Here is a 21,255-nt window from a genome sequence, read left to right on the forward strand (position 1 = left end):
GTGCCAAAGCATTTCCTCGCATCGCCCGGTTTTGGTGCTGTACTGCCTTGAGCATTTCGCGAAAGCGCGCAAGCCTGTGCATGGCATAAGTCTTGCGCGCTTTCCCATACGCCCAAGGCTCGCAGGAGGCACGCCGTGTCGATTCATGTCGCATTGCATCACGTCACGCATTATCGCTACGACCGCGCTGTCGAACTCGGCCCGCAGATCGTCCGCCTGCGCCCGGCGCCCCACAGCCGCACGCGGATTCTTTCCTATGCGCTGAAAGTCTCGCCCGAGCAGCATTTCATCAACTGGCAGCAAGACCCCCAGGGCAATTACCTGGCACGTCTGGTGTTCCCGGAAAAAACCGCAGAGCTGCGCATCGAAGTCGATCTGGTAGCGGAAATGGCGGTGTTCAATCCGTTCGATTTCTTTCTCGAACCGTACGCCGAGCGAATCCCCTTCAGCTACGCCGCCGACGAGCGCAAGGAGTTGGCGCCGTACCTCGAAACCCTGCCGCTGACGCCAACGTTCAAGGCTTACCTGGACAGCATCGACCGCACGCCACTGCCGGCGGTGGATTTTCTGGTGGCGCTCAATCAGCGCCTCAGCGAAGACATTGGCTACCTGATCCGCATGGAGCCCGGCGTGCAGACTCCGGAGCACACGCTGCAACACGCCTCCGGTTCCTGCCGTGATTCGGCATGGTTGCTGGTGCAGCTGTTGCGCAATCTCGGTCTGGCGGCGCGGTTTGTTTCCGGCTACCTGATTCAACTGACCGCCGACGTGAAAAGCCTCGACGGCCCGTCCGGCACCGAAGTCGACTTCACCGACCTGCACGCCTGGTGCGAGGTGTATCTGCCGGGTGCCGGCTGGATCGGCCTCGACGCCACGTCCGGGTTGTTCGCCGGGGAAGGGCATATTCCGTTGGCGTGCAGTCCCGATCCGTCCTCGGCGGCGCCGATCAGTGGTCTGGTCGAACCTTGCGAGACGCAGTTCAGCCACGAAATGTCGGTCGAGCGAATCTGGGAAGCGCCACGTGTCACCAAGCCCTACACCGATGAACAGTGGCGGGCGATCCAGGCGCTGGGGCGGCAGATCGATGCCGATCTGCTCGAAGGCGATGTGCGCCTGACCATGGGCGGCGAGCCGACCTTCGTTTCCATCGACGACCCGGACGGCGCCGAATGGAACACCGCCGCGCTGGGGCCGGACAAGCGTCGGCTGTCCGCCGAACTGTTCCAACGCATGCGCAAGCAATATGCACCGCAGGGGCTGGTGCATTTCGGTCAGGGCAAGTGGTATCCCGGCGAGCAGTTGCCGCGCTGGTCGCTCAATTGTTACTGGCGCCGCGACGGTCAGGCGATCTGGCACAACGACGCATTGATCGCCGACGAACAGCAGGACTATGGCGCCGACGGCGAACTGGCCGGACGCTTTCTCGCCAGCGTCGCCGAGCGCCTGAAGTTGCCGGCACGCTTCGTCTTCCCGGCTTACGAGGATCATCTCTATTACCTCTGGCGCGAGGGCGCGTTGCCCGGCAACGTCAGCGCCGAAGATTCGCGTCTGGAGGAACCGCTGGAGCGCGCGCGATTGCGCAAGGTCTTCAGTCAGGGCCTGAACAAGGTGATCGGCCAGGTGCTGCCGCTGGCGCGCACGGCCAAGGGCGATCAATGGCAGAGCGGGCGCTGGTATCTGCGTGACGAGCACTGTCGCTTGGTGCCGGGGGATTCGCCGCTGGGTTACCGCTTGCCGCTGGCCTCGCAGCCGTGGGTGAAAGCGGCGGAATATCCGTTCATCCATCCCAACGATCCGAATCAGGACTTCGCTGAACTGCCGGATCTGGCGCAGCTCGGTGTGCACGGCGAACCGGCTGCGCTGGATGAGCGGGTGCCGAAAATCGATGAGTCCGCTGACTGGCTGACCCGCACCGCATTCTGCGCCGAGGCCCGCGAAGGGCGGCTGTATCTGTTCATGCCGCCGCTGGAGCGGGTCGAGGATTATCTGGAACTGGTCTCGGCCATTGAGGCCACCGCCGAAGAATTGCATTGCCCGGTGCTGCTGGAAGGCTATGAACCACCGAGTGATCCGCGCCTGAGCAATTTCCGTGTCACTCCGGACCCGGGCGTGATCGAGGTCAACGTGCAGCCATCGGCGAGCTGGGACGAGTTGGTCGAGCGCACCGAGTTTCTCTACGAACAGGCACGGCAAACCCGGCTGACCACCGAGAAGTTCATGATCGACGGACGCCACACCGGCACCGGCGGCGGCAATCATTTCGTCCTCGGCGGCGCGACACCGGCGGACTCACCGTTTCTGCGGCGGCCGGATCTGTTGCGCAGCCTGATCAGTTACTGGCACAACCATCCTTCGCTGTCGTACCTGTTTTCCGGGTTGTTCATTGGCCCGACTTCCCAGGCTCCACGGGTTGATGAGGCGCGCAATGACGCCTTGTACGAACTGGAAATCGCCTTTGCGCAAATGCCGGAACCGGGCGAGGAATGTGCACCGTGGCTGGTCGATCGACTGTTGCGCAATCTGCTGATCGATGTCACCGGCAATACCCATCGCGCCGAATTCTGCATCGACAAACTGTACTCACCGGACGGCGCCACCGGGCGTCTTGGCTTGCTGGAACTGCGCGCTTTTGAAATGCCGCCCCATGCGCGCATGAGTCTGGCTCAGCAGTTGCTGCTGCGGGCGCTGGTCGCGCGCTTTTGGCGCGAGCCTTATGCGCCGGCGAAACTGGCACGCTGGGGCACCGAGCTGCACGATCGCTTTTTGCTGCCGCACTTTATCGAAGAGGATTTCGCCGACGTCATCGTCGAACTCAACAACGCCGGCTATCCGTTGCGTGCGGAGTGGTTCGCGGCGCATCTGGAGTTTCGTTTTCCCAAGGTCGGCGACTACGCCGTCAATGGCATCGAGCTGGAGCTGCGTCAGGCGCTCGAACCCTGGCACGTGCTGGGCGAGGAGGGCTCGGCGGGCGGCACGGTGCGCTACGTCGATTCATCGCTGGAGCGCTTGCAGGTCAAGCTCAACGGCTTGCCGCCACAGCGCTATCTGCTGACTTGCAATGGCGTCGCGGTGCCGTTGCACCCGACCGGGCGGGTGGGTGAGTTTGTCGCCGGGGTGCGCTTTCGGGCGTGGCAACCAGCCAACTGTCTGCATCCGACCATACCGGTGCACGCGCCGTTGGTGTTCGACCTGCTCGATACCTGGATGGGGCGTTCGCTGGGTGGTTGCCAGTACCACGTCGCCCATCCCGGTGGGCGCAATTACGAGACCTTGCCGGTCAATGCCAATGAAGCGGAGAGCCGGCGCATGGCGCGTTTTTTCCGCCTCGGACACACGCCGGGGAAACTTCCCGTACCAAAGGTAGAAATCAATGACGAGCTACCGCTGACCATCGACCTGCGCCGTTACTAGAGCCTACGCAACACGCGGATTTTTCGTATATCCGCGTGTCATGTGCCTGCGTTAGTCTGACCGTTCCCTGCTGTCTGCCGAGCTTTCCATGCCTGACCTGTTAGACCGCTACCCGCTGACTGCGGGCACCTATCACGAACTGCTCGACGGCAGCGGCGCAGTGCGTGCGCATTGGCAGCGCCTGTTCGATCAGTTGCAGCGCAGCAGCCCGGCGCAACTGGTGCAGCGCCAGGCCTTGCTGGCGCGGCAGATTCAGGAAAACGGCGTCACCTATAACGTCTATGCCGATCCCAAGGGCGCTGATCGGCCGTGGGAACTGGATCTGCTGCCCCATGTGATCGCGGCTGATGAATGGCAGCAATTGTCCGCCGGCATCGCTCAGCGTGCGCGCTTGCTCAATGCAGTGCTGGCGGATCTGTACGGTGCGCAACGGTTGATCAGTGAAGGCCTGCTGCCGGCAGAGCTGGTGTTCGGGCACAACAATTTTCTCTGGCCCTGTCAGGGCATTGCCCCGCCCGAGTCAGCTTTTTTGCATTTGTATGCCGTGGATCTGGCGCGCACGCCGGATGGTCGCTGGTGGGTCACTGCCGATCGCACCCAGGCGCCGTCCGGGGCCGGCTATGCGCTGGAAAACCGCACCATCGTCTCCCGCGCCTTTCCCGACTTGTACCGCGATCTGAAGGTTCAGCATCTGGCGGGGTTCTTCCGCACCTTGCAGGAAACTTTGGCCCGTCAGGCACCGCAGGGCGATGACGCACCGCTGGTGGTGCTGCTGACGCCGGGGCGGTTCAATGAAAGTTATTTCGAACATCTGTATCTGGCGCGCCAGCTCGGTTATCCGCTGGTCGAAGGCGGCGATCTGACTGTGCGCAATGCCACGGTGTACCTGAAAACCCTCAGCGGCCTGCGCCGGGTGCACGCGATCATGCGCCGCCTCGACGATGATTTCTGCGACCCGCTGGAACTGCGTACCGACTCGGCGCTCGGCGTCCCCGGTCTGCTGGAGGCGGTGCGGCAGGGGCGGGTGCTGGTGGCCAATGCGCTCGGTAGCGGGGTGCTGGAATCGCCGGGGCTGCTGGGGTTTTTGCCGAAGATCAACCAGTTCCTGTTCGGCGAAGAACTGATCCTGCCGTCGATCGCCACCTGGTGGTGCGGTGAAGCGCCGGTGCTGGCACAAGCGCTGGAAAAGCTTCCGGAGCTGTTGATCAAACCGGCGTTCCCGTCGCAGAGCTTCGCCCCGGTGTTCGGCCGTGATTTGAGTGACAGCCAGCGCCTGGAACTGGCGCAGCGTATGCAGGCACGGCCTTATGCCTACGTCGCGCAAGAACTCGCACAACTGTCGCAGGCTCCGGTCTGGCAAGCCGAAGACGGTCATCTGCAACCCCGCGCGATCGGCATGCGCATGTATGCGGTGGCCAGCCACGACGGCTATCGCGTGTTGCCGGGTGGTCTGACCCGAGTGGCGGCCGACGCCGATGCCGAGGTGGTGTCGATGCAGCGCGGCGGGGCGAGCAAGGACACCTGGGTGCTCAGCGATCGTGCGCCGAGTGGCGAGCAATGGAAGGCGCAGCGCAGTGTCGGAGTGCACGATCTGGTGCGGCGCGATCCTTACCTGCCATCGCGGGTAGTGGAAAATCTGTTCTGGTTCGGCCGCTACTGCGAGCGCTGCGACGACAGCGCGCGGCTGCTGCGCATCATGCTCACGCGTTACGTCGATGGCGATGATCCGCAGGCGCTGCAAGCAGCGGTCGATCTCGGCGAGCGGCTGGCGCTGTTGCCGGATGAGGGCGAACTGCCGGAGCGCCTGCTCGCTGCGCTGCTGGGCGAGGACTGGTCGTTCAGCCTGCGCTCCAACCTGCAACGCCTGCAATGGGCCGCCTCGCAAGTGCGCGGCAAGCTGTCCCGGGAAAACTGGCAGGCGCTGGTCGAATTGCAGCGCGAGGCGCTGGAGCTGGAAGTCGATGAACCGGACTTCGGCGAACTGCTGGATTTCCTCAACCGTCTGGTGATGTCGCTGGCAGCGCTGTCGGGGTTTGCGCTGGATGACATGACCCGCGACGAAGGCTGGCGTTTTCTGATGATTGGCCGGCGCATCGAACGCCTGCAATTTCTCAGCAGCAGCCTCGCCGCATTTCTGCGCGGTGCGGGTGCTTTCGATCAGGCCGGGCTTGAGTGGTTGCTGGAGTTGGGTAACAGCAGCATCACCTATCGGTCGCGCTATCTGGCGGTAGCGCAATTGATTCCGGTGCTTGATTTGCTGTTGCTGGATGAGCAGAACCCCCACGCGGTGCTGTTTCAGCTGAAACTGGTCACCCGCACGCTGAAACGCCTGAACGACGATTTCGCCGCGCCTCGGGAAACCGCGCTGCCGCAACTGGTCGAGCGCCTGTCGCGGTTTGATCTCGGTTGTCTGGAAAATCCGCTGTTCGGCAAATCCAGCGTACGTGCCGCGCTGGATGGTCTGGCCGATCTGTTGCAGGAAATCGCCGAAGCCAGCGGCCAGGTATCGGATCGTCTGGCGCTGCGCCATTTCGCCCATGTCGATGATGTTAGTCAGCGTACGGTGTCCGTGTGATGAGCGCTCAGTACCAGATCTTTCACGACACCTGTTATCACTACGACAGCCCGGTCTCCCTCGCGCAGCAACTGGCGCACTTGTGGCCGCGCAAATGCAGCTGGCAGCGCAGCACCGAGCAGCAGTTGTTGATCAGTCCCGAGCCGACCATGCGCCGTGACGAACTGGACGTGTTTGGCAATCCGTTGACGCGTCTGGCATTTGAACGGCCCCATGACCAATTGCAGGTCAACGCCCGGCTGACGGTGGAGGTGCTGGCGCGGCCGGCGCTGGATTTCAACCAGTCGCCAGCGTGGGAGCAGACCCGCGATGCGCTGACCTACAGCAGTCAGCCGTTGTCCGCCGACTTGCTCGAAGCCTGTCGCTACCGGTTCCAGTCACCTTATGTGCATTTGAAGCGCAGCTTCGTCGAGTTCTCGCAAAGCTGTTTTCCGCCAGGGCGACCGTTGCTGCTCGGGGTGCAGGCGCTGATGCAGAAGATCTTCAGCGAATTCACCTTCGATGCCGAAGCCACCCAGGTGGCGACGCCGCTGGTGGAAGTGCTGGAGCGTCGACGCGGCGTGTGTCAGGACTTCGCTCATCTGATGCTGGCCTGTGTGCGCTCGCGCGGTCTGGCGGCGCGTTATGTCAGCGGCTACCTGCTCACCCAGCCGCCGCCGGGGCAGCCACGCCTGATCGGCGCCGACGCCTCGCATGCGTGGGTATCGGTGTTCTGTCCGGTATCGGGCTGGGTGGATTTCGATCCGACCAATAATGTGCGGCCGGCGCTGGAACACATCACGCTGGCGTGGGGAAGGGATTTCTCCGATGTGTCGCCGCTGCGTGGGGTGATTCTCGGTGGCGGTAATCACGACCCGGAAGTGCGGGTTACGGTGATGCCTCAGAATTGATGAGTCTTCAAATGTGGGAGCGAGCCTGCTCGCGAAAGCGTCAGGTCAGCCAATAGATTTGTAACAGATATATCGCATTCGCGAGCAGGCTCGCTCCCACAGGGATTTTGGTGTGTCAGGGAAAGCAGGGCTGTGAGGGCCGGCAGCAGAACTGCCAGCCCCGTCACAAATCCGCAGGGTCTGATTCGATCATCAAACCCGGTGGGGCTCAGGCGTCGGGCGTCTGATCTTTCGGTGCATCGGTTGCATCAACATCATCATCGGTCGCCACTTCACCGTCAGGGTTCAGTGCCGCTTCTTCAGCGGTTTGCTTCTTGCGCTGAAGCTTTTCCTCTTTCTTCTGTTCCTTTGCCAGGTCTCGTTGACGTTTGGCGAAGGAGTAATTGGGTTTGGCCATGGGCGATCCTCTGGGGTCGAAGGTGAGGTTGAGCGGCGCGTATTCTGCCCTGTATCGGTGTCCGGGGGTTAGCCGGGTTTTTGGTCGACCCACTTGGGCGTGACGGTCGGCTGCCACTGATCGAGGGCTTCGAGCAGGGAATCTGGCGATTCGCTCACTTGCAGCATGTCACGGTGTGGCGCGCGAACGAAGCCTTCGCCGACGATATGATCGAGAAAAGCCGTGAGTTTGCTGTAGAAACCGTTCACTTCCAGCAGCCCCAAAGGCTTGCCGTGATAGCCGAGCTGGCCCCAGGTCCAGACTTCGAACAGCTCTTCCAGCGTGCCGAGGCCGCCGGGCAGGGCGATGAACGCATCGCTCAGCTCAGCCATCCGCGCCTTGCGCGCATGCATGCCGTCGACCACTTCCAGGCGCGTCAGGCTCTTGTGGCCGATCTCCTTGTCCATCAGGCTTTGCGGAATGATGCCGATCACTTCGCCGCCAGCCGTCAGCGCGGCATCAGCGACAATGCCCATCAAACCGACGGCACCACCGCCGTAGACCAGCGTCAGATTACGCTCGGCCAATGCCCGGCCGAGGGCCACGGCAGCTTCGGTGTAAGCCGGCACGGTACCGGCGTTGGCACCGCAAAACACACAAACGGATTTCAGCGACATGCGTTACTCCTGAGTCGATCAGTCGCACAGGGTAACGGCTGGCGCGCTGCGCTCCAAGGTCTAGACTTCGCGTTCGGGTGATTCAAAAGTACCGCTGGCGCCACAAGCGTAGGCGGCGAGCAAGCTGCACAACAGACCGTTAAAGAACATGACAGGCACTCCGTTTCAGTAGGTGGGCCGATCATAGGGCTGGCCCCACGAAATGGCCGTTAGATTGTGTCGATGAGTGTCATAGCCTGAAAGTTGTATACAATTTTTGACTCAAGTCATATGAACTTGCGATGATTTCAGGCAGTCTTTCCACCACTAGTGTTTTTGTTAACCCTGCCTTGGAGATTCACCATGTTTTCCAAAGTTGTTGCGGTATCCCTGCTGGCGCTGGCCAGCAGCCAATTGATGGCTGCCGAGTGCAAAACCACCGTTGATTCCACCGATCAGATGACCTTCAACACCAAGGAAATCGTGATCGACAAGAGCTGCAAGACCTTCACCGTCGAACTGACCCACTCCGGCAACCTGCCGAAGAACGTCATGGGCCATAACCTCGTGATCAGCAAAGAAGCTGACATGCAGCCGATCGCTACCGACGGCCTGGCAGCCGGTATCGACAAGAACTACCTGAAAGATGGCGACGCACGCATCATCGCCCACACCAAGATCATCGGCGCCAAGGAAACCGATTCGGTGACCTTCGATGTGGCCAAGGTAGCTGACGGTGGCTACGGCTTCTTCTGCTCGTTCCCTGGCCACATCTCGATGATGAAAGGTACCATCGTCGTCAAGTAATCAGGGCCAATGTGGGAGCGAGCCTGCTCGCGAAGAGGCCATCCGCTTCACCGAAAGACTGATGGCCAAAAAAAAAGCCCGCAGAGGATCACTCCTCAGCGGGCTTTTTCATGCCTTTGAAAAATCAAGGCGCAAACGGCATGACCCGCTTGTGATGAGTCTTGTTGTACGTATCGACGATGATCTTCGCCGCCTCGTCCCGCACCGTTTCCCCGTGCAGAAACGCATCGATCTCGGCATAGGTCACGCCGTGCGCCGCTTCGTCCGGTTTGCCCGGCGACAAGTCTTCCAGGTCAGCAGTCGGCACTTTCTCGACCAGCGTCTCCGGCGCGCCAAAGCTGCGGGCAATCGCACGCACCTGATTTTTTACCAGGCCGCTGAGCGGGGCGAGGTCGCAGGCGCCATCGCCGAATTTGGTGAAGAAACCCATCACCGCTTCCGCCGCGTGGTCGGTGCCAATCACCAGACCGCCCGCCACCCCGGCAATCGTGTACTGCGCGACCATACGCATGCGCGCCTTGGTATTGCCCAGCACGAAATCCACCGACGCCGCCGGTTTGCCTTCGAACGCCGACACCTGAGCTGCCAGCGCCTTGACCGCCGGGCCGATGTTCACGGTGTGGATTTCGTCAGGGGCGATGCAGTCGAGCGAGGCCTTGGCGTCGTGCTCGTCGAACTGGGTTTCGTAGGGCAGGCGCACGGCGATGAATTTGTAGCGGTCGTCGCCGGTTTTTTCGCGCAGTTCACGTATCGCGCGCTGGGCCAGGAGGCCGGCGGTCAGTGAGTCGACGCCGCCGCTGATGCCCAGCACCAGGGTCTTGAGCCCGGAATTGACCAGACAATCCTGAATGAACGTCAGGCGCCGGGCGACTTCGGCCTGCAGGGCCTGATCGTCGGCGAACGGTGGTTGCACCTTGAGCTGCTCAGCAATCTCACGCTGTACGGCTTGCATGAATTCACTCCTTGCTAGATAGACTGGATTCGGCAGGAACCTGAAACACATGTCGCAAATAGGCGACGAAATTCGGATCTTTGCAGTGGGTCTTGCCAGGCTCGTCGGAGATCTTCGCCACCGGCTGGCCGTTGCAGGCGGTCATTTTAAGCACGATGCTCATCGGTTCGACACCCGGGATGTCACAGGTGAGGTTGGTACCGATGCCGAAGCTCACATTGATGCGACCGTGCAGCGCGCGGAAAATCTCCAACGATTTCGGCAGGGTCAGACTATCGGAGAACACCAGGGTCTTGCTCATCGGGTCGATGCCGAGCTTGTGGTAGTGCGCGATACACTTTTCCCCCCACGCCACCGGGTCCCCGGAGTCATGGCGCAGACCGTCGAAGAGCTTGGCGAAGAACAGATCGAAATCGCCAAGAAACGCATCGGTGGTGATGCAGTCGGTGAGGGCGATACCGAGCAGACCGCGGTATTCGCGAACCCAGCAGTCGAGCGCGGCGATCTGGCTGTCGATCAGGCGCGGGCCGAGTTGCTGATGGGCCATGATCCACTCGTGAGCCATGGTGCCCAGCGGTTTCATGTCGAGCTCGCGGGACAGATGCACGTTGCTGGTACCGACGAAACGCCCGGGGAAATCGTGCTTGAGCACGTTGACCACTTCGGCCTGCACGCCAAAGGAAAAGCGCCGGCGCGTGCCGAAATCGGCAACCTGCAGTTGCGACAGCTCATCGGCCGAAGCATTGGCGGTCAGCCAGTCGAACTTGCGATACAGCTGTTCGCGTGCCTGCTCCAACGAGGTTTCCCGGTAGCGATAGCGATTGCGCACTTCGCTGACGATCGCGAGCAGCGGCACTTCGTAGAGGATCACATGCAGCCACGGCCCGCGCAGGCGGATGAACAACTCGCCGTTTTCGATGCCGGTGTGCAGGTAGCGCAGGTTGAAGCGAAACAGGCCAAGGAAGCGCAGAAAGTCCGGTTTCAGGAAGGTGATGCGCTCGAGAAAACTCAACTGATCGGCGCTCAGACTCAACTCGGCCAGACGCTCGATCTGATGGCGGATCTCGGCCAGATACGGGCGCAGATCCTCGGCGTTGCGGCAGCGGAACTCCCATTCGACTTCGACGTTGGGGTAGTTGTGCAGCACCGCCTGCATCATCGTCAGCTTGTAGAAGTCGGTGTCGAGCAGGTTCTGCACGATGCGATCGGCAAACACACTCTCGCTCATAAACGGGTCTCCAGTTGCGCCGCGCCTGGCGCGGTCTATATCGATGGCGCTAGTGGCGCATATCGGCGGTGGGGGTTGCCAGCATTTTTTCAGAGCGCCGCAGATCCACTGTGGGAGCGAGCCTGCTCGCGAATGCGGTGTGTCAGTTAAAGATGATGTGGCTGACCAGACGCTTTCGCGAGCAGGCTCGCTCCCACAGGGATCCCGGTCGACCTCACACCGGGCTATCGATTTGTTCAAGCATCCACTTCACAAAATCCCGCACCTTCGGCACTTCCGCCGCGTGCTCCGGGTAGGCCAGGTAATAGGCATCGCTGCTGGGCATCGCATGCTGCCAGGGTATGACCAGTTTGCCTTCGGCCAATTCCTCTTCCACCAGAAACCGCGGCAGCAGCGCCACGCCACAACCGACCTGGGCGGCGCGGATGCACATATAAAAAGTTTCGAAACGCGGCCCGTGGTAGCTGTGTTCGGTGTGGTAGCCCTGACTGTCGAACCAGTCGTGCCAGGCCTGCGGTCGCGAGGCATTTTGCAGCAGCACCAGATCAGTGAGTTGCGTCGGGTCAGTGAATGGCGCGTCCGGCAGGCTGCCCGGGGCGCAGACCGGTACCAGTTGTTCGCCGAACAATTTCAGGCATTCGGTGCCCGGACGCGAAGCCTGGCCGAAATAGAAAGCCAGATCGCTGCGCCCCTGCAACAGATCGTCGGCCTCCTGCTCGTTGCATAGATCCAGATGAATCGACGGATGGCGCAGGCGCCAGCCTTTCAGGCGCGGCACCAGCCAACGGGCGCCGAAGGTTGACGGGGTGGAGACACGCAAGACTTCGGTTTCGCCGCCGTAGGAACGCAGGTAATGCGTCGACATCTCCACTTGGCTGAGGATTTTTCTGACCTCGACCAGATACAAATCCCCGGCCGGCGTCATCTGCAAACGCCGACGCACGCGGCGGAACAGCAAGTGCTGCAACAGTTCTTCAAGCTGTGCAACCTGTTTGCTCACCGCACTCTGGGTCAGGTTCAGCTCTTCGGCGGCGCGGGTAAAACTCAGGTGCCGGGTCACGGCCTCGAAGCATTGCAGCGCGGTGATCGAGGGCAAGTGGCGTTTGTTCAGCATGGCCAGTCCTTTTTCTTGTCTTTCGCCAGGCAGCATGAATAAACGGAATGATATCTGGCGTAAAGGTCGTTTGTTGCATCGCCGCAGTGAGGCTACAACTAAAGGCCTGCCCGGCCATGCGAAGGATGGCCGCACACATTCTGTTTTTGCTTGAGGAGAGACCGATGGTAGCTGCATTGCTTGATCGTCTGGGAGTCAACCCGGCCCTGTACCAGAACGGCAAAGTGCCGGTGCATTCGCCCATCGACGGCAGCGAAATTGCCTCGGTGAACTGGGAAGGCGCTGCCGAAGTCGAGCAGCACATCAGTCGCGCAGATCATGCATTCGAGCACTGGCGCAAGGTGCCGGCGCCGCGTCGCGGTGAGCTGGTGCGCCAGTTCGGCGAAGTGTTGCGCGAGTACAAGGCCGACCTCGGCGAGTTGGTGTCGTGGGAGGCCGGCAAGATTACTCAGGAAGGTCTGGGTGAAGTGCAGGAGATGATCGACATCTGTGACTTCGCCGTTGGCCTGTCGCGCCAGTTGTACGGTCTGACCATCGCCTCCGAGCGCCCTGGCCACCATATGCGTGAAACCTGGCATCCGCTTGGCGTGGTCGGGGTGATCAGCGCGTTCAACTTCCCGGTCGCGGTGTGGGCGTGGAATACCACCCTGGCGCTGGTCTGCGGCAACCCGGTGGTGTGGAAGCCATCAGAGAAAACTCCGCTGACCGCGCTGGCCTGTCAGGCGCTGTTTGATCGCGTAGTGAAGAATTTCAGCGATGCTCCGGCGAGTCTGTGCCAAGTGGTGATCGGCGGTCGTGATGCCGGCGAAGCGCTGGTCGATGATCCGCGTGTTGCGCTGATCAGCGCCACCGGCAGCACGCGCATGGGCCGCGAAGTGGCGCCGAAAGTCGCCGCGCGTTTCGCCCGCTGCATCCTTGAACTGGGCGGCAACAACGCGATGATCCTCGGCCCGAGCGCCGATCTGGACATGGCGGTGCGGGCGATTCTGTTCAGCGCCGTCGGCACCGCCGGGCAACGCTGCACGACCTTGCGCCGTCTGATCGCCCATGAATCGGTCAAGGAAGAAATCGTCCCCCGCCTCAAGGCTGCCTATTCGAAAGTACGCATCGGCCATCCGTTGCAAGGCAATCTGGTCGGCCCGCTGATCGACAGGCACAGCTTCGAAAACATGCAGGATGCGCTGGAACAGGCGCTGAGCGAAGGCGGCCGGGTGTTCGGTGGCAAGCGCCAACTGGAAGAGCAGTTCCCCAACGCCTACTACGTGTCGCCGGCCATCGTGGAAATGTCTGAGCAGAGCGACGTGGTCTGCAGCGAAACCTTCGCGCCGATTCTCTACGTGGTCGGCTACAGCGATTTCGAGGAAGCGCTGCGCCTGAACAACGCCGTGCCGCAAGGCCTGTCATCGTGCATCTTCACCACCGATGTGCGCGAGGCCGAGCGGTTCATGTCGGCGGTCGGCAGCGACTGCGGCATCGCCAACGTCAACATCGGCCCGAGCGGCGCGGAAATCGGCGGCGCCTTTGGTGGCGAGAAAGAAACCGGCGGCGGCCGTGAGTCCGGCTCCGATGCCTGGCGCGCGTACATGCGCCGGCAGACCAACACCGTCAACTACTCGCTGGAGTTGCCGTTGGCGCAGGGCATTACATTCGACTGAAAGGTGGAGATCCTCTGTAGGAGTGAGCACTGTGGCGAGGGGATTTATCCCCGTTCGGCTGCGAAGCAGTCGTCGCTTTTGAAATTTTGGGGTCGCTCCGCGACCCAGCGGGGCGGTGCGACGTTTCGCTAAATCCCCTCGCCACAGGGGCTCACTCAGGTTTGTGTGTTTGTTGGGTTTCTGTTGGAGTCTGGCAATGCCGTTACGCGAAGAATGTCTGTGGGAAACACTCACGCCACAACGCCCGGATAACACCGCGCTCAGTGGCGAGGTCAAGGTCGATGTCTGCGTGATCGGCGCCGGGTTCACCGGGTTGTCGGCGGCGCTGCATCTGCTGGAAAAAGGCAAAAGCGTCTGCGTGCTGGAAGCGCATCGCGCAGGGCATGGTGGCTCCGGACGCAACGTCGGGCTGGTCAACGCCGGCCTGTGGATTCCTCCGGACGAGATCGAAGCCGGGTTCGGCGACGCGGTCGGCAGTCAGCTCAACCGCATGCTCGGTGCGGCGCCGGCGCTGGTGTTCAGCCTTGTGGATAAGTACGCCATCGATTGCCAGTTGCGCCGCGAAGGCACTTTGCACATGGCCCATAACGCCAAGGGTGAGGCGGATCTGCGCAGTCGCGAGCAGCAGTGGAAGCGCCGTGGCGCGCCGGTCGAACTGCTCACCGGCAAGGCCTGCGAGCAAGCCACCGGCACGCAGAAAATCGCCGCCGCGTTGCTTGATCGCCGCGCCGGCACGCTCAATCCGATGGCCTATGTCACCGGGCTGGCCAATGCCGTGCGCGGGCTCGGCGGGCAGATCTTCGATCATTCGCCGGTGACTCGCCTAGAGCGCATCGGGCAGAAGTGGTCGGTACAGACCGCCCAGGGTTCGGTGCTCGCTGAACAAGTGGTCATCGCCTCCAACGCCTATACCGAAGGCGACTGGACCGAACTCAAGCGCAATTTCTTTCCCGGTTATTACTACCAGGTCGCCTCGGTGCCGCTCAGCGAAGACGCCGCGCAGGAAATTCTTCCCGGCGGGCAGGGCTCGTGGGACACCCGTCAGGTATTGAGCAGCATCCGTCGCGACAAGGACGGGCGCCTGTTGCTCGGCAGCCTCGGCAACGGCAACCAGAAACCGGCGTGGTTTCTCAAGGCCTGGGCTGATCGGGTGCAGCAGCATTACTTCCCCAATCTGAAGCCGGTTGAGTGGGAATGCACCTGGACCGGGCGCATTGCGTTTACCCCTGATCACCTGATGCGCCTGTTCGAACCGGCGCCGGGGCTGGTGGCCGTCACCGGTTATAACGGTCGCGGCGTCACCACTGGCACGGTGGTCGGCAAAGCTTTCGCCGATTACCTGTGCAACGGCAATCCGCAGGCACTGCCTATTCCCTTCGCACCGATGCAGCCCCTGGCCGGTGTGGGTTTGCGCAGTTGCCTGTACGAGGCCGGGTTTTCCCTGTATCACGCGGGCCAGTGCCTGCGCATCGTCATTTGAGTGTTGAAATTTGTTGCCGCAAGCGGCGCTTTTGCATCCAGCGACTAGCCTGTAATGGTGCGGGTTGTAGCAGTCCCGCACCAGCAGTGTGCAGTTCGGTGACGCGGGCTGTTACAGGCTGGTTGCACGTCGTTTGCCGCTGCGGTTGCAATGATGGCGCGTGCGGGTTGCGCCTGAAAAAACAAATGGTTTCACCTTCCGCGGTTTAGACGGTTGCACGCCCAATGAAAATGGGACCGAAACAGTCGAAATAACAACAACGCAGCGACTTTTTGAAGAATAAAAAACCGATGGCACGGGCCTTGCTCTGAGCTTTGAGTGAAGTGAAGTCGCAGTGCCAACTAAAAAAAACCTTGGAGCACCACCTCATGTCCCAGACGTTTTACAAGAAAGGCTTTCTGGCCCTCGCAGTCGCTACTGCGCTGGGTGTTTCTGCGTTTGCTCAAGCTGATATCAAGATCGGTGTAGCGGGTCCTATGACCGGTGCCAACGCGGCATTCGGCGAGCAGTACATGAAGGGTGCACAGGCGGCGGCCGATGCGGTCAACGCGGCGGGTGGCGTCAATGGGGAAAAAATCGTCCTGGTCAAAGGCGATGACGCCTGCGAACCGAAGCAGGCAGTGACGGTCGCCAAGGACCTCACCAACCAGAAAGTCGCCGGCGTGGTCGGGCACTTCTGCTCCTCGTCGACCATTCCAGCGTCGGAAATCTACGACGAAGCCGGGATCATCGCGATCACCCCGGGCTCGACCAACCCGCAAGTTACCGAACGCGGTCTCAGCGCCATGTTCCGTATGTGCGGACGTGACGACCAGCAAGGCATCGTTGCCGGCGACTACATCGTCGACATGCTCAAGGGCAAGAAAGTCGTCGTGCTGCACGACAAGGACACCTACGGCCAAGGCCTGGCGGACGCCACCAAGGCTCAGCTGGAAAAACGCGGCGTCAAGCCTGTGCTGTACGAAGGCCTGACCCGTGGCGAGAAAGACTTCAGCACCATCGTCACCAAGATCCGTGGCGCCGGCGCCGATGTCGTCTACTTCGGCGGCCTGCATCCGGAAGCCGGTCCACTGGTTCGCCAGCTGCGTGAGCAAGGCCTGAAAGACGTCAAGTTCATGTCCGACGACGGCATCGTGACCGACGAGCTGGTGACCACCGCTGGCGGCCCACAATTCACCGACGGCGTGCTGATGACCTTCGGCGCCGACCCGCGCCTGTTGCCTGAAAGCAAGACCGTAGTGGACGCGTTCCGCAAGGCCGGCACCGAGCCTGAAGGCTACACCCTGTACGCCTACGCCTCGGTTCAGACTCTGGCTGCAGCGTTCAATGGCGCGAAGAAAAACGATGGCGAAGCCGCTGCCAAGTGGCTGAAGGCCAACCCGGTGAAAACCGTGATGGGCGAGAAGACCTGGGACGCCAAAGGCGACCTGAAAGTCTCCGACTACGTGGTTTACCAGTGGGACAAGGACGGCAAATACCACCAGCTGGAAAAGCAGAAGTAAGGGCTGAAGCGATCATCTGATCACTACCGATCCCCTGTGGGAGCGAGCCTGCTCGCGAAGACGCACTGACAAACAACCTCTGCGTTGAATGTTCAACCGCTTTCGCGAGCAGGCTCGCTCCCACAAAGGGGGGCCGTGTGGTCAGGGCTGATCACGCTCCGACATTGCTCCGACGTACATCTGTATTTTTCCTAGAAGAACCGCGCGTCATGGGCGCGCAGGTTCTCACTGCGTGAGATTGCGTTATGGATGGTATTTTCCTGCAGCAACTGGTCAATGGCCTGACCCTCGGGTCGGTCTATGGCCTGATCGCCATCGGCTACACAATGGTCTACGGCATCATCGGCATGATCAACTTCGCCCACGGCGAGGTTTACATGATTTCCGCTTACCTGGCGGCAATCAGTCTGGCTCTGCTGGCTTACTTCGGTATCGAATCCTTCCCGCTGCTGATGCTGGGCACGCTGATCTTCACCATCGTCGTCACGGCGGTGTATGGCTGGGTCATCGAGCGTGTTGCCTACAAACCCCTGCGTAACTCGACCCGCCTGGCGCCGCTGATCAGCGCTATCGGTATTTCGCTGATTCTGCAGAACTACGCACAGATCGCTCAGGGCGCCAAACAACAGGGCGTGCCTACGCTGCTGACCGGTGCCTGGCGTGTTGAAGTCGGCACCGGCTTCGTACAACTGACCTACACCAAAGTCTTCATCCTGATCGCCGCATTCGTCGGCATGGGGCTGCTGACCTACGTCATCAAATACACCAAGCTCGGCCGCATGTGCCGTGCGACCCAGCAAGACCGCAAGATGGCCTCGATCCTGGGGATCAACACAGACCGGGTGATTTCCTATGTGTTCATCATCGGTGCAGCCATGGCGGCACTGGCCGGTGTGCTGATCACCATGAACTACGGCACGTTCGACTTCTATGCCGGCTTCATCATCGGCATCAAGGCGTTCACCGCAGCGGTTCTGGGCGGCATCGGTTCACTGCCTGGCGCGATGCTCGGCGGGATCATCCTCGGCATCTCCGAGTCGCTGTTCTCCGGTCTGGTCAACTCCGACTACAAAGACGTGTTCAGTTTCTCGCTGCTCGTCCTCGTACTGGTCTTCCGGCCGCAGGGCCTGTTGGGCCGCCCTCTTGTGTCGAAGGTGTAAGCGATGTCTGCAACCACTGAAAAATCCATCGATATCAAAAAAAGCCTGGTCGAAGCGATTCTTGCCGGCCTGATTGCGCTGATCGTGTTCGGGCCGATTGTCGGCGTGGTCCTCGACGGCTACAGCTTCAACCTCGAAGCGACCCGCGTGGCGTGGATCATTGCCATCGTCATGGCCGGTCGCTTTGCCCTCAGCCTGTTCCTGCAAACGCCCAAGGGCCTGAAGATCCTCGACGGGTTCGAGAGCAGCGGTTCCGGCGTGCACGTGCTGCCGGCAGATTACAAATCGCGGCTGCGCTGGATCATCCCGCTGATCATTGTGCTGGCGATCATCGTGCCGTTTGTTTCCAACTCCTACCTGCTCGGCGTGGTCATCCTCGGTTTGATCTACGTGCTGCTGGGGCTGGGGCTGAACATTGTGGTCGGTCTGGCCGGGCTGCTCGACCTTGGTTACGTGGCGTTCTACGCCATCGGTGCCTACGGTCTGGCACTGGGTTATCAATATCTGGGTCTGGGTTTCTGGACGGTGCTGCCGCTGGCGGCGATCACCGCAGGCCTGGCCGGTTGCATTCTCGGTTTCCCGGTGCTGCGTCTGCACGGTGACTATCTGGCGATCGTGACCCTGGGCTTCGGCGAAATCATTCGTCTGGTGCTGAACAACTGGCTGTCCCTGACCGGCGGCCCGAACGGCATGCCGGCGCCACTGCCGACGTTCTTCGGTCTGGAGTTCGGCAAGCGGGCGAAGGATGGCGGGGTGCCGTTTCATGAGTTCTTCGGCCTGACCTACAACCCCGACGTGAAGTATTACTTCATCTACGCAGTGCTGTTCCTGGTGGTGCTGGCGGTGCTGTACGTCAAGCATCGGTTGGTGAAGATGCCGGTCGGTCGCGCCTGGGAAGCCCTGCGTGAAGATGAAATCGCCTGCCGTTCGATGGGCCTGAACCACGTACTGGTCAAACTCTCGGCGTTCACCATCGGTGCGTCGACGGCGGGTCTGGCCGGGGTGTTCTTCGCCACTTATCAAGGCTTCGTCAACCCGACCTCGTTCACCTTCTTCGAATCGGCGCTGATCCTCGCCATCGTCGTGCTCGGCGGCATGGGCTCGACCATTGGCGTGGTCATCGCCGCATTCGTGCTCACCGTCGCTCCGGAACTGCTGCGCGGCTTCGCTGAGTACCGCGTGCTGCTGTTCGGCATCCTGATGGTGTTGATGATGATCTGGCGACCACGCGGGCTGATCCGCATCAGCCGTACCGGGGTCAAACCACGCAAAGGTGCCATTCACTACGAGAGGACTGCGCCATGAGTGAAGTCGTACTCTCTGTTGAAAAACTGATGATGCATTTCGGTGGCATCAAGGCTTTGAGCGATGTCAGCCTGAAGGTCAAACGCAATTCGATCTTCGCCCTGATCGGCCCCAACGGCGCCGGCAAGACCACGGTGTTCAACTGCCTGACCGGTTTCTACAAGGCCACGGGCGGCAAGATCGAACTCAATGTGCGTGGCCAGCAGACCAACGTCATCCAGTTGCTGGGCGAGTCGTTCAAACCGACCGATTTCGTTTCGCCGAAATCCTTCCTCAGCCGCATGTACTACAAAATGTTCGGCGGTACTCACCTGGTGAACCGTGCCGGTCTCGCCCGTACGTTCCAGAACATTCGCCTGTTCAAGGAAATGTCGGTGCTGGAAAACCTGCTGGTGGCGCAGCACATGTGGGTCAACCGCAACATGCTCGCCGGCATCCTCAACACCAAGGGCTATCGCAAGGCCGAGAGCGATGCGCTGGATGTCGCGTTCTACTGGCTGGAAGTGGTCGATCTGGTCGACTGCGCCAACCGTCTCGCCGGTGAACTCTCGTACGGCCAACAACGCCGTCTGGAGATTGCTCGGGCCATGTGCACCCGCCCGCAGATCATCTGCCTCGACGAACCGGCCGCCGGCCTCAACCCTCAGGAAACCGAAGCGCTCAGCGCGATGATCCGGCTGCTGCGTGACGAGCACGATCTGACCGTGGTGCTGATCGAACACGACATGGGCATGGTCATGAGCATTTCCGATCACATCGTGGTTCTCGACCACGGCATCGTCATCGCCGAAGGCGGGCCGGAAGCGATCCGCAACGATCCGAAAGTGATCGCGGCCTATCTGGGCGCCGACGAAGAGGAGCTGGTATGAGTCAACCGATCCTCGAACTGCGTAATCTGGACGTGTTCTACGGCCCGATTCAGGCGCTCAAAGGCGTTTCCCTGCAGATAAACGAAGGCGAAACCGTCAGCCTGATCGGCTCCAATGGCGCCGGCAAGTCGACCCTGCTGATGTCGATCTTCGGCCAGCCCAGAGCGGCGGGCGGGCAGATTCTCTATCAGGGCGTCGACATCACGCAGAAGTCCTCGCACTACATCGCCTCCAACGGCATCGCGCAGTCACCGGAAGGGCGGCGGATTTTTCCCGACATGACCGTCGAGGAAAACCTGCTGATGGGCACCATCCCGATTGGCGACAAGTACGCCAAAGAGGACATGCAGCGCATGTTCGAGCTGTTTCCACGGCTCGAAGAACGGCGCAATCAGCGGGCGATGACCATGTCTGGCGGTGAACAGCAGATGCTCGCCATCGCCCGTGCGCTGATGAGCCGGCCGAAGCTGTTGCTGCTCGATGAGCCGAGCCTGGGTCTGGCACCGATCGTGGTGAAGCAGATTTTCGCCACGCTACGCGAGCTGGCGAAAACCGGGATGACGATTTTCCTCGTCGAGCAGAACGCCAACCATGCGTTGAAGCTGTCGGATCGGGCTTATGTAATGGTCAACGGCGAGATTCGCCTGACCGGCACCGGTAAAGAACTGTTGGTGAACGAGGAGGTGCGTAACGCCTATCTGGGCGGGCACTGATGCTTCTCGCGGTTGTACACAGCCCCGGCGACGAGAGTCCCGGGGCTTTTTTATTTTTTGAATCCACCACAGGTAAATTGGGTAATTCCCGAAATTGTGGAAAACAAATTCCCCAAGCTGCCAAAGCGCGACATATAGACGCTGCAAATGGCTGTTTTTCCACAGTTTTGACTTGTCCCCGGTTACTGTGGAACTGGCTGTGAATAACGTGGGTGTATATGGTTGCAGGCCTTGTAATCCGTGGTCTCCAGGCTTGTGATTGTTTTTTGATCAGTAAGTTTCAAGCAGGCGTGAGGCGCCATTGTCAACCTTTTTATAGCGCATCCAGGTCGGGTACTGTTGTGTGTAAAAGCCTGTGGATAAGTCTGTGACTAAACTCTGGAAAGACCTCGCGGAGCGCCGTAATTGCTGGCCTCGCGCAATCACCCGATTGCACCGTCCGTCGTGCAAAATGCCCTGTCCCGCACATCCCCCGCCTCACGGTCAAGCAAAAAACTTTCCATTTCGCCCGCAAAGCCTTGTGTGGCGCGGCTTTGCGCGTTTGCACTTGCCCCCGGAAACT

At 60.8% G+C, this 21,255-nt stretch carries 16 protein-coding genes; 11 read left to right on the forward strand and 5 right to left on the reverse strand.

What is annotated here, in order from left to right; all coding sequences use genetic code 11:
- Positions 1–135 precede the first annotated feature (135 nt).
- The 3 genes from OC605_RS18805 to OC605_RS18815 all read left to right on the forward strand — a co-directional run bounded on the left by OC605_RS18805 (position 136) and on the right by OC605_RS18815 (position 6,876).
- Positions 136–3,411 carry a DUF2126 domain-containing protein gene (locus OC605_RS18805; RefSeq protein ID WP_262138756.1) on the forward strand — a complete coding sequence of 1,092 codons (3,276 nt, stop codon included), beginning with the start codon at positions 136–138 and terminating at the stop codon, positions 3,409–3,411.
- 88 nt (positions 3,412–3,499) lie between these two features.
- Positions 3,500–5,986 (forward strand): circularly permuted type 2 ATP-grasp protein, encoded by a 2,487-nt coding sequence (locus OC605_RS18810; protein WP_262138758.1) that lies wholly within the window; start codon positions 3,500–3,502, stop codon positions 5,984–5,986.
- Positions 5,986–6,876, forward strand: coding sequence for a transglutaminase family protein (locus OC605_RS18815; protein WP_262138760.1), 891 nt, complete (start codon positions 5,986–5,988; stop codon positions 6,874–6,876). The genes OC605_RS18810 and OC605_RS18815 overlap by 1 nt, the downstream gene beginning before the upstream one ends.
- A gap of 208 nt (positions 6,877–7,084) precedes the next feature.
- Here OC605_RS18815 and OC605_RS18820 read toward each other — a convergent pair whose 3' ends face one another.
- Both OC605_RS18820 and OC605_RS18825 read right to left on the reverse strand, forming a co-directional pair.
- The gene (locus OC605_RS18820; RefSeq protein WP_130910695.1) at positions 7,085–7,273 is read right to left on the reverse strand and encodes a hypothetical protein; all 189 of its coding nucleotides are present in this window, start codon (positions 7,271–7,273) and stop codon (positions 7,085–7,087) included.
- Positions 7,274–7,341: 68 nt separating this feature from the next.
- Positions 7,342–7,929, reverse strand: coding sequence for a TIGR00730 family Rossman fold protein (locus tag OC605_RS18825; protein ID WP_262138762.1), 588 nt, complete (start codon positions 7,927–7,929; stop codon positions 7,342–7,344).
- Between the two features lie 342 nt (positions 7,930–8,271).
- On the opposite strand from OC605_RS18825, the gene azu reads away from it, so the two are divergent.
- Positions 8,272–8,715 (forward strand): azurin, encoded by a 444-nt coding sequence (gene azu, locus OC605_RS18830; protein ID WP_122610370.1) that lies wholly within the window; start codon positions 8,272–8,274, stop codon positions 8,713–8,715.
- 124 nt (positions 8,716–8,839) lie between these two features.
- Here azu and nadE read toward each other — a convergent pair whose 3' ends face one another.
- The 3 genes from nadE to OC605_RS18845 all read right to left on the reverse strand — a co-directional run bounded on the left by nadE (position 8,840) and on the right by OC605_RS18845 (position 12,009).
- The gene (gene nadE, locus OC605_RS18835) at positions 8,840–9,667 is read right to left on the reverse strand and encodes an ammonia-dependent NAD(+) synthetase (RefSeq protein WP_186567359.1); all 828 of its coding nucleotides are present in this window, start codon (positions 9,665–9,667) and stop codon (positions 8,840–8,842) included.
- Between the two features lie 4 nt (positions 9,668–9,671).
- On the reverse strand, positions 9,672–10,895 hold the full coding sequence (gene pncB / locus OC605_RS18840) for a nicotinate phosphoribosyltransferase (RefSeq protein ID WP_042608959.1): 1,224 nt from the start codon (positions 10,893–10,895) through the stop codon (positions 9,672–9,674).
- A 214-nt stretch (positions 10,896–11,109) separates the two neighbouring features.
- Positions 11,110–12,009 (reverse strand): LysR family transcriptional regulator, encoded by a 900-nt coding sequence (locus tag OC605_RS18845; protein ID WP_122707749.1) that lies wholly within the window; start codon positions 12,007–12,009, stop codon positions 11,110–11,112.
- A 164-nt stretch (positions 12,010–12,173) separates the two neighbouring features.
- On the opposite strand from OC605_RS18845, the gene OC605_RS18850 reads away from it, so the two are divergent.
- The 7 genes from OC605_RS18850 (at position 12,174) to OC605_RS18880 (ending at position 20,693) form a co-directional block, all read left to right on the forward strand.
- The gene (locus tag OC605_RS18850; protein ID WP_316044675.1) at positions 12,174–13,664 is read left to right on the forward strand and encodes an aldehyde dehydrogenase family protein; all 1,491 of its coding nucleotides are present in this window, start codon (positions 12,174–12,176) and stop codon (positions 13,662–13,664) included.
- 196 nt (positions 13,665–13,860) lie between these two features.
- Positions 13,861–15,144: an NAD(P)/FAD-dependent oxidoreductase gene (locus OC605_RS18855; RefSeq protein ID WP_262138766.1), complete on the forward strand. Its 1,284-nt coding sequence runs from the start codon at positions 13,861–13,863 to the stop codon at positions 15,142–15,144.
- 368 nt (positions 15,145–15,512) lie between these two features.
- Positions 15,513–16,646 (forward strand): ABC transporter substrate-binding protein, encoded by a 1,134-nt coding sequence (locus tag OC605_RS18860; RefSeq protein WP_041480713.1) that lies wholly within the window; start codon positions 15,513–15,515, stop codon positions 16,644–16,646.
- Between the two features lie 245 nt (positions 16,647–16,891).
- A complete protein-coding gene (locus tag OC605_RS18865; protein ID WP_016771918.1) occupies positions 16,892–17,806 on the forward strand; it encodes an ABC transporter permease subunit in 915 nt (304 codons plus the stop codon).
- Positions 17,807–17,809: 3 nt separating this feature from the next.
- Positions 17,810–19,111 (forward strand): high-affinity branched-chain amino acid ABC transporter permease LivM, encoded by a 1,302-nt coding sequence (gene livM, locus OC605_RS18870; RefSeq protein ID WP_016771917.1) that lies wholly within the window; start codon positions 17,810–17,812, stop codon positions 19,109–19,111.
- Positions 19,108–19,980: an ABC transporter ATP-binding protein gene (locus tag OC605_RS18875; protein WP_016771916.1), complete on the forward strand. Its 873-nt coding sequence runs from the start codon at positions 19,108–19,110 to the stop codon at positions 19,978–19,980. Before livM ends, OC605_RS18875 begins: the two co-directional genes overlap by 4 nt.
- Positions 19,977–20,693 carry an ABC transporter ATP-binding protein gene (locus tag OC605_RS18880; RefSeq protein WP_262138770.1) on the forward strand — a complete coding sequence of 239 codons (717 nt, stop codon included), beginning with the start codon at positions 19,977–19,979 and terminating at the stop codon, positions 20,691–20,693. Before OC605_RS18875 ends, OC605_RS18880 begins: the two co-directional genes overlap by 4 nt.
- Positions 20,694–21,255 lie beyond the last annotated feature (562 nt).

Origin of the sequence: Pseudomonas sp. Marseille-Q5117, from assembly GCF_946901175.1 — a bacterium.
GTDB classification, from domain to species: domain Bacteria; phylum Pseudomonadota; class Gammaproteobacteria; order Pseudomonadales; family Pseudomonadaceae; genus Aquipseudomonas; species Aquipseudomonas iranensis.